The sequence below is a fragment of the Novosphingobium sp. 11B genome (assembly GCF_054589055.1).
In genome coordinates, this window is the sequence record NZ_BAAILP010000010.1 from 18,925 (window position 1) to 32,864 (window position 13,940).

At 66.7% G+C, this 13,940-nt stretch carries 11 protein-coding genes and 1 tRNA gene; 3 read left to right on the forward strand and 9 right to left on the reverse strand.

Going from position 1 to position 13,940, the window contains the following annotated elements; genetic code table 11:
* The first annotated feature begins 8 nt into the window (after window positions 1–8).
* Complete coding sequence (locus ACYPYD_RS00810; RefSeq protein ID WP_459661727.1) at window positions 9–1,958, forward strand: MacB family efflux pump subunit; 1,950 nt, start codon at window positions 9–11, stop codon at window positions 1,956–1,958.
* Between the two features lie 2 nt (window positions 1,959–1,960).
* Window positions 1,961–3,337 carry an efflux transporter outer membrane subunit gene (locus ACYPYD_RS00815; RefSeq protein WP_459661728.1) on the forward strand — a complete coding sequence of 459 codons (1,377 nt, stop codon included), beginning with the start codon at window positions 1,961–1,963 and terminating at the stop codon, window positions 3,335–3,337.
* On the opposite strand, the gene ACYPYD_RS00820 is transcribed toward ACYPYD_RS00815, so the two are convergent.
* The 5 genes from ACYPYD_RS00820 to ACYPYD_RS00840 form a co-directional block, all read right to left on the reverse strand.
* On the reverse strand, window positions 3,323–4,450 hold the full coding sequence (locus tag ACYPYD_RS00820) for a hypothetical protein (RefSeq protein WP_459661729.1): 1,128 nt from the start codon (window positions 4,448–4,450) through the stop codon (window positions 3,323–3,325). The two genes, ACYPYD_RS00815 and ACYPYD_RS00820, sit on opposite strands and share 15 nt — an antisense overlap.
* Before the next feature lie 222 nt (window positions 4,451–4,672).
* Window positions 4,673–5,746, reverse strand: a complete 1,074-nt coding sequence (locus ACYPYD_RS00825; protein WP_211150135.1) for a helix-turn-helix transcriptional regulator — start codon at window positions 5,744–5,746, stop codon at window positions 4,673–4,675.
* A 229-nt stretch (window positions 5,747–5,975) separates the two neighbouring features.
* The gene (locus ACYPYD_RS00830) at window positions 5,976–7,544 is read right to left on the reverse strand and encodes a phospholipase D-like domain-containing protein (protein ID WP_459661730.1); all 1,569 of its coding nucleotides are present in this window, start codon (window positions 7,542–7,544) and stop codon (window positions 5,976–5,978) included.
* Window positions 7,545–7,702: 158 nt separating this feature from the next.
* Window positions 7,703–7,779, reverse strand: a tRNA-Met gene (locus tag ACYPYD_RS00835).
* Window positions 7,780–7,887: 108 nt separating this feature from the next.
* Window positions 7,888–8,451, reverse strand: a complete 564-nt coding sequence (locus ACYPYD_RS00840) for a 2'-5' RNA ligase family protein (RefSeq protein ID WP_211150217.1) — start codon at window positions 8,449–8,451, stop codon at window positions 7,888–7,890.
* A gap of 96 nt (window positions 8,452–8,547) precedes the next feature.
* On the opposite strand from ACYPYD_RS00840, the gene ACYPYD_RS00845 reads away from it, so the two are divergent.
* The gene (locus ACYPYD_RS00845; RefSeq protein ID WP_459661731.1) at window positions 8,548–8,958 is read left to right on the forward strand and encodes a sugar transporter; all 411 of its coding nucleotides are present in this window, start codon (window positions 8,548–8,550) and stop codon (window positions 8,956–8,958) included.
* A gap of 1 nt (window position 8,959) precedes the next feature.
* On the opposite strand, the gene mltG is transcribed toward ACYPYD_RS00845, so the two are convergent.
* The 4 genes from mltG to aspS form a co-directional block, all read right to left on the reverse strand.
* A complete protein-coding gene (gene mltG, locus ACYPYD_RS00850; RefSeq protein WP_211150219.1) occupies window positions 8,960–9,934 on the reverse strand; it encodes an endolytic transglycosylase MltG in 975 nt (324 codons plus the stop codon).
* 4 nt (window positions 9,935–9,938) lie between these two features.
* A complete protein-coding gene (fabF, locus tag ACYPYD_RS00855) occupies window positions 9,939–11,198 on the reverse strand; it encodes a beta-ketoacyl-ACP synthase II (protein ID WP_211150220.1) in 1,260 nt (419 codons plus the stop codon).
* Between the two features lie 179 nt (window positions 11,199–11,377).
* Complete coding sequence (locus tag ACYPYD_RS00860) at window positions 11,378–11,614, reverse strand: acyl carrier protein (protein WP_007679564.1); 237 nt, start codon at window positions 11,612–11,614, stop codon at window positions 11,378–11,380.
* A gap of 289 nt (window positions 11,615–11,903) precedes the next feature.
* The gene (aspS, locus tag ACYPYD_RS00865; RefSeq protein WP_459661732.1) at window positions 11,904–13,712 is read right to left on the reverse strand and encodes an aspartate--tRNA ligase; all 1,809 of its coding nucleotides are present in this window, start codon (window positions 13,710–13,712) and stop codon (window positions 11,904–11,906) included.
* Window positions 13,713–13,940 lie beyond the last annotated feature (228 nt).

The following is a 13,940-nucleotide window of genomic DNA, read 5'->3' on the forward strand; positions in this document are numbered from 1 at the left end:
GGCGGGTGATGGAACCCGCCGCGCTCCTCTCGCTCTCGCACGTCCGGCGCGAGTATCCTTCGGGTGACGGCGTCTTCGCGGCGCTCAAGGACATCGACCTGACCATTGAGGCCGGAGAGATGGTCGCCATCGTCGGCCAGTCCGGTTCGGGCAAGTCTACCCTGATGAACATCCTGGGCTGCCTCGACCGGGCGACCTCGGGATCGTACCGGGTCAACGGCCGCGACACCGCAAAACTGGAGCCCGACGAACTGGCCGCGCTGCGCCGCGAGCACTTCGGCTTCATCTTCCAGCGCTATCACCTGCTGACCGACCTCTCGGCGCTCGGCAACGTCGAGGTTCCGGCGATCTACGCGGGCAAGCCGCGCGGCGAACGCGCGTCGCGCGCAGCACAGATCCTGTCCCGTCTCGGCCTCGGCGAGCGGACCGGGCACCGGCCGGGCCAGCTTTCGGGCGGCCAGCAGCAGCGCGTCTCGATCGCGCGCGCGCTGATGAACGGAGGCGAGGTGATTTTCGCCGACGAACCCACCGGCGCGCTCGATTCCGCCAGCGGCGTCGAAGTCATGGCGATCCTCGGCGAACTTCACGCCGAAGGCCACACGGTCATCATCGTCACGCACGACATGCACGTCGCGGAGCACGCCGAGCGCATCATCGAGATCCGCGACGGCGCAATCATCGACGATCGCCGCACCTCCGAACCCAAGACCGCGCCCGCCCTCGCCCCACCGCCGACCGGCGCCAGCGGCTTCGGCCAGCTTGCCGACCGCTTCCGCGAGGCGTTCCGCATGGCCGTGCTCGCCATGTCGGCGCACAAGCTGCGCACCTTCCTGACGATGCTGGGCATCATCATCGGCATCGCCTCGGTGGTCTCGGTGGTGGCGCTGGGCAACGGGTCGCAGGCCAAGATCCTTTCCGACATATCCGGGCTCGGGACCAGCACGCTCACCGTCTACCCCGGCAAGAGCTTCGGCGACATGCGATCGGGCAAGATCCAGACGCTCAAGGACAGCGACGCGGAGGCGCTCGGCCAGCTCTCCTACATCGACAGCGTGACGCCCAGCGTCTCCACCAGCGTGACCGCACGATACCGCAACGTCGCCGCCACCGCGCAAGTCAGCGGCGTCGGCGCCGACTACTTCCGCGTGCGCGGCCTGACGCTCAATTCCGGCAGTCTGTTCGATACGCAGGCGGTGCGCGAACTGGCGCAGGACGCGGTGATCGACGAGAACACGCAGAAGACCCTGTTCCCCGATGGCGAGGACCCGCTCGGCAAGGTCGTGCTGCTCGGCAAGGTTCCCGTGCGCATCGTCGGCATCGTCGGCACCCAGCAGCAGGGCTTCGGCGGCAGCGACAGCCTGACCGCCTATGTCCCCTACACCACCGCGATGAGCCGGATGCTGGGCCAGAGCTACGTCTCCAGCATCACCGTGCGCATCAGCGACAATGTCTCGACCTCGGCGGCGCAAGACGCCGTGACGCAGCTGCTGACCCAGCGGCACGGCACCGTCGACTTCTTCATCAGCAACTCCGACGACATCCGCGCCACGATCACCAGCGCCACCCAGACGATGACCCTCCTCGTCGCCGCGATCGCGGTGATCTCGCTGGTCGTCGGCGGCATCGGGGTGATGAACATCATGCTGGTCTCGGTCACCGAACGCACCGCCGAGATCGGCGTGCGCATGGCGGTGGGCGCGCGCCAGTCCGACATCCTCCAGCAATTCCTGATCGAGGCGATCCTCGTCTGCCTGATCGGCGGCGTCATCGGCGTCGGCCTGTCGCTGGCGCTGGGCGTGGTGTTTTCCTACTTCGCCTCCGACTTCGCGATGGCCTATTCGACCACGTCGATCGTCGCAGCTTTCGCCTGTTCCACCCTCATCGGCGTCGTGTTCGGCTTCCTGCCCGCGCGCCGTGCGGCCCGGCTCGATCCGGTCGACGCCCTTTCGAGAGACTGACGATGCGCCCTCACCTCCTTGCCGCGCTGGCCCTGCTGCCGCTGACCGCAGGCTGCGGCGGCGTGGTCCGTTCACACTATGCCACGCCCGCCGTGCCGGTCGCCGCGAACTGGGATGCGGGCGTGCTCGGCGCGCCGCAGAAGGTCGGCGCACCGTGGTGGAACGAGTTCGACGATGCCGAGCTGACCGCGCTCGTCGACCGGGTCCTCGCCGACAACGCCAACCTTGCTGCGGCAGGCCTGCGCCTCAAGCGCGCGAAGCTATCGTCGGACCTCGCACGGCAGGCATTGTTGCCAAGCCTGTCGGCCAATGCCTCATCCGACGCGTCCAAGGCGCTGGAAGGCGGGTCGGCGTGGAGCAAGAGCAGTTCCGCCTCGCTCGGCGCGTCGTGGGAGATCGACTTGTTCGGCCGCCTCGATGCGCAGGCCGACGCTGCCCGCTGGGAAGCGCAGGCCACCGCGCAGGACCTTGCCGAAACCCGCCTCGCACTCGTCAGCACCACGGTTCAGGCATGGTGGCAGCTCGCCTATGCCAACGAGCAGATCGCGCTGGGTGAACAGAGCCTTGCCTATGTACGCCGGGCGCTGGAACTGGTGCAGCGACAATACGATGCGGGCGCCGTCTCCCGCCTCGAACTACGCGATGCGCAGCAGACCGTCGCGTCGCAGGAGTCATCGCAGACGCAGCTGGTGCAGGCCCGCGTCGAAGCGCTCAAGACTATCGCCGCCCTGCTCGCCCGGCAGGATTACGATGGACAGGAACCTCAGGCGCTACCCCAGGCCGACCTCCCCGCCGTCGCTGCGGGCGTCCCTGCTTCCCTGCTCGCCAACCGCCCGGACCTTGCCGCCGCCGAACTGCGCCTGCGCTCCACGCTGGCGACGAGTGACGCAACGGTCGCGAGCTATTACCCCAGCTTCAGCCTGACCGGCGCACTCGGCACCGCCAGTGCATCGCTGCTCAAATTCTTCACCAACCCGGTCGCGAGCCTCGGCGGCGCGCTGTCGCTGGCGGAGCTGAACCCGGCCAAGGTGCGCCTCGCCACCGGCGTCGCGCGGGCCGACTACGAGATCGCCGTGCAGGACTTCCGCCAGACGTTCTACGATGCCCTGCGCGACACGCAGGTCTCGCTCTCGGCGCGCGACCAGTACATCCGGCAGGCTCAGTTCGCGGCGCAGAACTACGATGCTGCCATCGACGCCGAGGCGCTGTACGAGCGGCAGTACCGCGCAGGGCTCATCCCCCTGCGCTCCTGGCTCGACGCGCAGGAACGTGCCCGCAGCGCGCGTAGCAGCCTCATCCAGAACCGCTACAACCGGCTGGTCGCGCAAGTGCAGGTCTATCAGGCCCTCGGCGGGCAGGTCCCCTCAACGGGAAGCTAGCCGCACCGCGTTCGCGCTCACGCGCCGGTCGATCATCGCGGCAACTTCGGGATCGCCTTTCCATGCGGCGCGAATCCGCGGGATCAACGCCGCGTCGCCCCAGGCCTCGTTCGCCCGGTCGGCCGCCCGCAGGAGGCTGACCACCGATGCCCGCTCTCCCCGCAGCGACGCGACGAGCACCGGCCACGCCCGGCTGCGCGATCCATCCGCTACATCCGCCAGCGCCTGTTGGTAGACCACGTCAAGCAGCCGTCCCTGCCCCGCATGGGTCAACTCGCCAGCCTTCGCCAGCAACCGCGCATCCGCACGCGAACGGGCGAACCGGGTGAAGTGGCGGACGTAACCCGCGTGGTCGCCATCGACTAGCGCGATCACCGCCAGGCAGTCCTGCGCGACCGGAAACTCGGGATGAGACGCGGCGATGTCTTTCAGCGTCGCGACACCGATCGCGTCCTGCCCCGCCGACCACCGCGCCCAGGCCAGGTCGGTACGGATCGGCAGCGAGCCGGGCTCCAGTACCGCCGCGCGCTCCAGTTGCGCCAGCGCCGCTCCATGGTCGCCATGGTCGCTGAGGATATTGCCGTACCAGAAGTGCGACAGCACATCGTCTGGATCGAGTGCGAGCGCGCGGGCGAAACGCCTTTGCGACTGCGCGAAATCGTGGTCTCGCCAATAGGCGATGAAGCCCAGCAGACGATGGCCCGAAGCGAGGTCGGGATCGAGCCGCACCGCCGCCGATGCCGCTTCCCGCGCCTGCCGAAATGCATCGGCGTCGTTCCTGCCGCCGAACTCGCGCGAGAGAATCAGCGCTTCGGCAAGGCCGGCATGGCCCGGCGCGAACCCGGGCGCCTGGGCCGTCACTCCTTCGAGCAGCCCGATCGCCCGCTCCAGCCCCGCCGTCTCCCGGTCCGCGACGAGATCCTGTGCCACCAGCAACCGCCCGCCGATGGTCGGGTCCGACGGCAATTCGGAAGAAACGCCCGTCGCTGCCGAGGCACTACCCGTGATCGAATAAGTATTGCTTGCCGCCGCCATGAACATGCCTGCCGCCGCAAGCAGCGCCGCCGCCATCAGCACGCCTTCGAAGGCCTCGAACCGGCGAGCCGCAGACACGGCGGGATCATCGGGAAAATAGCGCGGAGAAGACTCTCCCGGCCACGCGGACCCGGTCTCGGAACCAGCCCCAGTGCCCCCACTCGAACCGGCTCGCATCGACGGCACGTTCATCATGGAACCCACCATTTCGCTTTCGGGCACCCCCTGATGCCCTCCGCCAAATGCTTAGGCGCTAACCCCCGGCCCCGCATCCACCATCTGTTTAGGCCCTGCATCTTTTCAGCCCGAAGAAATCGTCCCGAAACGGTGCACAAGACTGGAAAGTCCGGCAAAACTGCGCGTCCCCGTCTTCTCGTAGATGCGATGGAGGTGCGTGCGCGCAGTAGCCCTCGCCATGCCCTGCCGGTCGCCGATCGCGGTGAGATCGCCGGTATCTACCGCATCCTTCAGCACCCGCAGTTCCGTGGTAGTAAGGCCGTAGAGGCTGCCGATGGCGTCGAAGGCGATGGCGCGCGGCAGATCCACGCGCGTCACGTGCACCGCGAACGACGCCGCCGGCCCGTCCGCAAGGTCACCGAAGCGGGACGTGTCCAGCCGCCGCGATTCGAGCAGCACGCGAACCGGCGAGGCGTCCTCCCCCGGCACCACCTCGACCGCGACCGGCTCACCTTGCGTGATCGCCCGTGCGATCGCGTTGCCCAGCACGCCCTCGCCGATCGGCTCGCCGATGCGCAGGTGCAGCAAGGGGATGAGCGCCGGGGCTGCTTCCAGCAGAAGGTGCTCGGCGCTGAGCAACAGTACCGAACTCCCGGCGCTTCCCGCAAAGGCGCGGTCGGCGGCGGCATGCTCCTGCGCCCGCACGAGATGGCTCTGGATATAAATCGCACGCCGCAGATGGGGCACCAGCGCCGCTAGCCTGGCACATTCCAGCTTTGTATAACGCCCAGCCGGCTCACGGCGCAGCAGAGCGAGACTGGCGATGATGCCCGGCCGCTTGATGAGGTTCACCGCCAGGTTGTCGACGATCCCCTGTGGCGCCAGGTACTCGCGGTAGAACCGGCTCTCGCGCACTTCCTGCGTCTGCATCAGGTCCCAGGCCGGGCGGCATTCGCCTTCGGGAATGGCGTGGAGATGTGGCAGCAGCACGTCCAGCGCCGCATAAGTCTCGACGTAACGGCCAAGCCAGACCGGGTCGTTGCCGAACTGGAACTGGAATCCGACCTGCCGGTCCGGGTCGCTCCAGCCGATAAAACCGGCCTGCGCTCCCATCGCCGCCCCCAGCCGTTCGATCAGTTCAGGAAACCGCGTTCGATCGAAGGCGGCCTCGTAAATTTCCTCTATTCCGAACGACATGGCGCCCCCCGGTTACCCCTGTGCAATACATCCAGATTGCGCGCCGCGCCTGACTTGTCGAGCACGGACCCCTTCCTCCATGATTTTCAGAGGGTGAATTTCTCCACATTTCCATGGGATAGGCTCATGAACCACGTGCGATCCCACCATGGCCTGGGCAACGCGCGGCCAGATCCTCGTACCCCCGAAGCTCTGTCCGCACGGATGGGCTATGTGGAGTTACCCCTGATCACAGCAGCCAACTGATCGGCAGGCGCGAGGCGAACCCGATCAGGAGGCTGTCGAACAGGCCCAGCCCCGGCTCACGCGCGGCGCTGCGCTGTTCGCTGGTCCAGTGCAATCGGTCCTGTGCGTCCAGCGTAACTTCGTACGCCGCATCCGGAACGATGGTCTCGAACGCGTCGGCCACCTGCCCGGCCAGGGCGGCGCTGTAGATCACGAAACCCAGTTCGGTATTGAGCCTGAGCGAACGCGGATCGAAATTGAACGAGCCGACGAACAGCCGCTCCCTGTCGGCGGTGATCGTCTTGGCGTGGATCGTCGCCGCGCCCGAGCGCAGCGCCGCGAACGAACCGCTGCCGGTCGGCCGCAGGCGGCTGCCGATGCCGAGACGATTGCCCTGCCGGCGCTGCTTCTTCGACGGCACGCCGCGCACTTCTGCCGCCGTCTCGAACAATCGCACACCCGCGCGCAGCAACCGCTTGCGCCAGGGCGCATACCCGGCATGGACCAACGCCACGTCGGTCGCGGAATAGCCATTGGTCAGCACCGTCACCCTGACGCCCGAGCGAGCATAATCGGCAAGCTGACGCGTGCCCTGCTCGCCTGGCACGAAGTAGCCCGACACGATCGTCATCTCTCGCTGCGGTCGCCCGATCGCCCCGTCGAGCTTGCCGGCCAGCAGATTGCGATATTCGATGTCGCGCACGACTTTGGCCGGATCGTCGCTGATCATCCGCACCTCGGCCCATTCGAATGTGAGCGAGCCTTCGACCACATCCTGCACCAGCGGCAGGCTGCGCAGACGCTCGACATAGCGGCGGGCCGAGGCATCGCTCTCCACCACCGAGGCGCGCGATCGCAGCTTAGCACGCTTGCGGCGGCCCAGGATCGGCAGGATCTGCCGCGCCGGATAGGCCGATTCGCTCGTCCAGTAACGCTCGAAGTCCGCCTCCACCTCACGGGCGACCGGGCCGATCGCGACGACGTCGAGGTCCGCGAACAGGGCGCCGTCGCCCGCGCCGAAGTACTCATCGCCGATGTTGCGCCCGCCCACGATGGTGACCGCGCCATCGACGGTAAAGCTCTTGTTGTGCATCCGCCGGTTGAGGCGCCCGAAGTCGACAAGGAAACCGATCGCCTTGGGGTAGCGTATCCGGAAGGGGTTGAAGAGGCGCACCTCGATGTTGCGGTGGGCATTGAGCGCGGCAAGCACCCCGTCGAGCCCGGCGATCCCGTTGTCGTCGAGCAGCAGTCGCACCCGTACCCCGCGCTGCGCCGCTTCATGCACGGCTTCCAGCAGCAGGGTTCCGGTGCGGTCGCCGTGCCAGATGTAGTATTGCAGATCAATCGTCCGTTCGGCCGCCTTGACCAGCAGCAGGCGCGCCGCGAAGGCATCGACGGCATCGGGCACGAGATGCACACCCGAAAGCCCCGGATACCGCGCCGCCCGCTCCTGCGCCACGCGCGACAGCGTCGTCCCGCCCCTAGCGGGAGGCGAAATGTCGGAAGAAGCCCGGCGACGCGGAAGTCTATTGGCGCGAATCAATCCGAAAGCCGCGGCTCCAAGGCCGGTCATTCCCAGCAGCGCCACCTGCCATCGCCGCACAAGGGCCATTCACATACCTCGATCTCACCCCGCCCCGAGGTGGTAGGGGGAGGAGCAAGCACATGTAAACCCATGCCTTGCGACACCGGCATGCGAATGAATTGAAACGTGGGATTATCCGGTAAGTATGGTAGCGGAGGAGGGACTCGAACCCCCGACACGCGGATTATGATTCCGCTGCTCTAACCGACTGAGCTACTCCGCCATACCAAGGCCGCTGCGATGAGCGGCTCGATCCGGCGCCCCGTTGCTGCGGGGCAGGCCGCGTCCTCTAGGGGCAAGGTTCGCATCGGTCAACACCGAAAAAGCACCTTCAACCCCGAAAAGATACGAGGCGGATCGGGCGCCACAGGCCCTCCTCCCAGGCATAGAGTCCGAAGCCGCGAAAACGGAATGTGCGCGGCTGCAATTGCTGCGCCAGTTCCGCCTGCAGCACCCTCGCCGCCTGCGCCGTCACCTTGTTCTGGATCGTCACGTGAAGGCGTAGCGGCTGTGCGTCCTGCTGGGTGAGCAGGCCGTGCATGCGCTCGGCGATCTCCGCGTGGAGCGCCACCATTTCCGGGCTTTCGATGGAAAGAGCCGTGCCAGTGCCCAGCTTCATCAGCCCCTCGATCCGCGCTGGCGGCGGCGCGGCGCGGGCAAGGTCGCTCAGAAGGTCGATCAGTTCCTCTTCGACCGATGGCGGCAGCGCATGGAACAGCGTCACATGGGCGCGCAGGCGATTACGCTCGGGCGGGTAATGCGCACGCCTGAGGGCGTCCGCCCAGCCCAGCACGTCGGACGGCAGTTCCGCAGTGACGAGCAAAGGGGAGCCCGCCTTGCGCGGGCCGGTCGCGACCCAGTTTTTGGCGGGCCAGTCAGGCGATTGTTCGGTCATCGTGAAACTCCGCTGCCCGTCCCGAATCCGCCCCGATTGCCAGAAAGAGCGACGCAGGGCAAAGTTCGGCCCGGGAGTGCATGAAGGGGGAAGCAGATGCGAACGTTCCGCGTGATCTCGATACTGATCCTGATCTGGAATTTGATCGGCGATGCCGCTTATCTGATGCAGGTCAACGCCGATCTCGACGATGTCGCGAAGACGGACCCGGTCACCGCACAGGCATTCGGCTCGATGCCCGCATGGGCATGGGTCGCTTATGCCGTGGCGGTCTGGGGCGGCACGCTTGGGGCGATCCTGCTGCTCATGCGCCGCGAGATCGCATGGGTGTTCTTCGCGGCCTCGCTGGCGGGCGTGGTGATGCAGTTCGGCTGGAGCTTCCTCGGCTTCGGGATGATCGCGGCCAAGGGGTGGTCGACGGCGGTGTTCCCGGCCGTGATCTTCGCCATCGCCCTCGCCTCGCTGCTCTATGCGCGGGCGAAAGCAAGGGACGGAACGTTGAGCTAAGTTACAGCTCGCCCCTTTGACGGCGAATGGCGAACCACTTGGCGACGTTGCGGTTGTGCTCGGCCAGAGTGCCCGCGAAGGCGTGGCCACCGGTGCCGTCCGCGACCATGTAGAGCGCGTCGGTCTTGGCCGGGTTCAGCACCGCCGCGATCGATTCGCGGCTGGGGTTGGTGATCGGCCCCTTGGGCAGACCGACCATGGTGTAGGTGTTGTAGCCGTTGACCGCCTGAATCTCCGACTGGAGGATGCGGCGGCCGAGGCGCTTGCCCTTGGTGATGGGGTAGATGATCGTCGGGTCGGCCTGAAGCAGCATGCCGGTCCGCAGCCGGTTCGAGTAGAGCCCTGCCACCATGCGCCGCTCGGAGGGCTTGCCGGTTTCCTTCTCGACGATCGAGGCGAGGACGATCGCCTGCTCCGGCGTCTTTACGACGAGGCCCTTGGCGCGGTTCGCCCAGAGTTCCTTGAGCGTGCGGCTCATCGCCGCCTGCATGCGCCGCACCAGTTCCTCGCGCGGTTCGCCGTTCTCGAAGTTGTAGGTGTCGGGGAGGATCGAGCCCTCTTCCGGCACCGAAACGTCGCCGGTCAGCGCCGTCTGCGCCTTGAGGCGATCGTAGACCATCACCGAGGGCATGCCTTCGGGGATCGTCACGAAGCGGCGGATGATCTCGTCGCTGGAGATGATCGCCAGCACGGCCGAGGGGCTGGCGTGCGCGGGAATGGCGAACTCGCCCGCCTTGATGCCGCTGCCGCCTCCGAACACGCGGGCGCGCAGCTTGAAGCCGGAAGCGGAGGCGATCACGCCCTGCTTTTCCAGCCTGTCCGCAACGTCCCCAAGGCTGGCGCCGGTGGGGACGACGAAGTGCTTGTCTTCTTCCAGCGGGCCGGAGCCGTACCAGCCGCCGAAGAAGGCCCAGAGGCTCCCGACGAAGAGTACGGCGACGACTGCCGCCAGGCCGCATCCGCGCCGGGAGATCATGAGTTTAGTCGATCTTGCGCATCACGAGGCTGGCGTTGGTACCGCCGAACCCGAAGCTGTTGTTGAGCACGGCGCGCACTTCGCGCTTGCGGGCGACGTGCGGCACGAGGTCGACGCCCTCGCAGCCCTCGTCCGGGTTGTCGAGGTTGAGGGTCGGCGGCACGATCTGGTCGCGCAGCGCAAGGATGCAGAAGATCGATTCGACCGCACCCGCGCCGCCCAGAAGGTGGCCGATGGCCGACTTGGTCGAGCTCATCGAGACATTGCCGATGGCGTCGCCGAACAGGCGGCGCACGGCGCCCAGTTCGATGGTGTCGGCCATGGTCGAGGTGCCGTGGGCGTTGATGTAGTCGATGTCGGCAGGCGTCATGCCGGCCTTCTTCAGCGCCATCTGCATCGAGCGGTAGGCGCCGTCGCCGTCCGGGTGCGGGGCGGTGACGTGGTAGGCGTCGCCCGACAGGCCGTAGCCGATCACTTCGCAGTAGATCTTTGCGCCGCGCGCCTTGGCGTGCTCGTACTCTTCCAGGACGAGGACACCGGCGCCTTCACCCATGACGAAGCCGTCGCGGTCCTTGTCGTAGGGGCGGCTCGCCTGTTCGGGGCGGTCGTTGTAGCTGCAGTTGAGCGCACGGGCCTGCGCGAAACCGGCGATGCCGATCGGACAGACGGTCGATTCGGCGCCGCCCGCCAGCATGATATCGGCGTCGCCGTCACGGATCATGCGCGCGGCATCGCCGATCGAGTGCGCGCCGGTCGAGCAGGCGGTGACGACCGCGTGGTTCGGACCCTTGAGGCCGTACTTGATCGAGACCTGGCCCGAGATCAGGTTGATGAGGCGGCCATGGACGAAGTGCGGCGAGACGCGGCCCGGGCCCTTCTCGGCCAGCACCAGCGATTCGCTCTCGATGCCCGGCAGGCCGCCAATGCCCGAGCCGATCGAGCAGCCGGCCATGAGCTTGTCTTCCTCGCTCATGTCGGTCAGGCCCGCGTCCTCGAGCGCCTGGCCCGCGGCGTCGATGCCGAAGACGATGAAGGGATCGACCTGGCGCTGTATCTTGTGATCGACGCGCTTTCCGGCGTCGAAGCCGTATTCGTGATCGGCGGGCTTCACTTCGCACGCGATCAGGCACTTCTGGCCCGTGGTGTCGAACTTGGTGATCGGACCTGCGCCCGACTTGCTCGCGAGGATGTTGGCCCAAACGGTCTCCACGTCAGCGCCCAGGGGGGTGACGAGACCAAGTCCGGTTACGACGACACGACGCATATGCTCTCCGAAAATCTCAAATGGCCGCATCCGGTCGTCGGGAAACCGACGGCCCGAAAACGGCGACAGGCCCGCCCCCTTAAAGGGCGAGCCTGCCGATTTCAATCCGGTGTTGCATTCACGCCCCACCCCTCACGAGCGGAGCGCCGAAATGCAGGCCCGAAATCAGACCGAAGGGATTAACCCTTGTTCTCTTCGATGTACTTGATGGCATCGGAGACGGTGCTGATCTTCTCGGCGGCATCGTCCGGAATCTCGACGCCGAATTCTTCCTCGAACGCCATGACCAGCTCGACGATGTCGAGCGAGTCGGCGCCCAGATCGTCGATGAAGCTGGCGTCCTCGGTGACCTTCTCGGCTTCAACGCCGAGGTGCTCGACGACGATCTTCTTAACCCGATCGGCGGTATCGCTCATTTGTATAGACCCCTTCGAAAATAGGCGGGTTTGAATTACGCTAGTCGCCCTAAAGACTGGGCGGCGCGCTGGCAAGAGCCTTGGGGCGGCAGTGATCGCTGATGAGCCTCGCGTTATCCACGGTTGACGGCAGAAAGCGCCCTTGCGGCCAAGGCTCCTCCCCGAGCTTGCCTCGGGGAGGTGGCAGCGCGTCAGCGCTGGCGGAGGGGGAATGCCTCGCCTCTTCCCCTCCACCACCTCCTGCGGCGGCGGTCCCGCTCCCCGAGACAAGTTCGGGGAGGAATGGGTTTTACTCCGCCGCCTTGGCGGGCGAAGCCTGCTTGACCGGCTCCACCACGCGCAAGTGCAGTTCGCGCAGTTGCTTGGGCTCGGCATGGCTCGGCGCGTTCATGAGGAGGTCCTCGGCGCGCTGGTTCATCGGGAACAGCGTGATTTCGCGCAGGTTCTGCGCGCCGCACAGCAGCATCACGATGCGGTCGACACCAGCGGCCATGCCGCCATGCGGCGGGGCGCCATACTGGAACGCGCGGTAGAGGCCGCCGAAGCGATCCTCCACGTCCGCTTGCGTCAGGCCGGTCATCTCGAACGCCTTCACCATCAGTTCGGGCGACTGGTTGCGGATCGAGCCCGAGGCGATCTCGAAGCCGTTGCAGACGAGGTCGTACTGGTAGGCCTTGATCGTCAGCGGATCCTGGTTCTCCAGCGCGTCCATCCCGCCCTGCGGCATCGAGAACGGGTTGTGCGCGAAGTCGACCTTCTTGTTGTCCTCGTCCCATTCGTAGAACGGGAAGTCGACGATCCAGCACAGCTCGAAGCGGTCCTTGTCGATCAGGCCGAGCTGCTCGCCCACGCGGGTACGGGCGAGGCCCGCCAGCTTGGCGGCCTGCTCTTCCTTGCCCGCAGCGAAGAACACGCCGTCGTTCGGGCCGAGACCGAGCGCCGCGATCAGCGCGGCGGTCTTTTCCTCGCCGTGGTTCTTGGCGATCGGGCCGCCGGGGACGCCGTCCTTGATGTTGATGTAGCCGAGGCCGGAATAGCCTTCGCCGCGCGCCCAGACGTTCGTGTCGTCGAAGAACTTGCGGCTGCCCGCGCCCGCGCCCGGAGCCGGGATCGCGCGGATGGTGCCGCCGCCCGCGACGATGCCAGCGAAGATGCCGAAGCCCGAGTCGACGAAGTGCTCCGTCACGTCCTTGATCAGCAGCGGGTTGCGCAGGTCCGGCTTGTCCGAACCGTAGTCCAGCATCGCCTGCGCGTGCGGGATGCGACGGAACTCACCGGCCGGGGTGACCGGCTTGTCGCCCGCGAACTCGGCGAAGGTGGCGCGCAGCACCGGCTCCATCGTTTCCCAGACTTCTTCCTGGGTGACGAAGCTCATTTCGAGGTCGAGCTGGTAGAATTCGCCCGGCAGACGGTCGGCGCGCGGGTCCTCGTCGCGGAAGCAGGGTGCGATCTGGAAGTAGCGGTCGAACCCCGCGACCATCAGCAGCTGCTTGTACTGCTGCGGTGCCTGCGGCAGCGCGTAAAACTTTCCGGCGTGGATGCGGCTGGGCACCAGGAAGTCGCGTGCGCCTTCGGGGCTGGAAGCGGTCAGGATCGGCGTCGAATATTCGGTGAAACCGGTGTCTTCCATGCGGCGGCGCATGTCGCGGATGATCTGCGTGCGCTTGACGATGTTGGCGTGCAGCGTCTCACGGCGCAGGTCGAGGAAGCGGTACTTGAGGCGGATGTCCTCCGGGTACTCCTGCTCACCGGCGACCGGCATCGGCAGCTCCTCGGCCTTACCCAGCACGGTGGCGACGCGGGCATAGACCTCGATCTCGCCGGTGGCGAGGTTGGGGTTCACGGTGCCTTCGGTGCGCGCCTTCACGGTGCCCTCGATCGTCACGACGCTCTCCGCGCGCAGCGAATCGAGCACGGCGAGCGCCGGGCTGTCGCTGTCGGTCACGACCTGGGTGATGCCGTAGTGATCGCGCAGGTCGACGAACAGCACGCCGCCATGGTCACGCTTGCGATGGACCCAGCCCGAGAGGCGGACGGTCTGGCCGACCTCGGCCGCGCTCAGGGCGCCGCAGGTGTGGGAGCGGTAGGGATGGGTCATGACGGGCTCTTTTGGTCGAATGGAATAGTTGCGGCCCCACTAAAGGAGTGCCGCAGCGATTGCCAGATGGGGATTCGCGTAAAATCCCCGTCATCCCGGCGCAGGCCGGGAACGCTTGCGGTCTTCAGGCATTGGCCGGGAGCCTCGATGCAAGGTGGGCTGTTCATCGCCAGAGGTGCCGGCCCGCGCCGGGATGACGGCGGTACCTCCAAATAAACCATTTGGCGA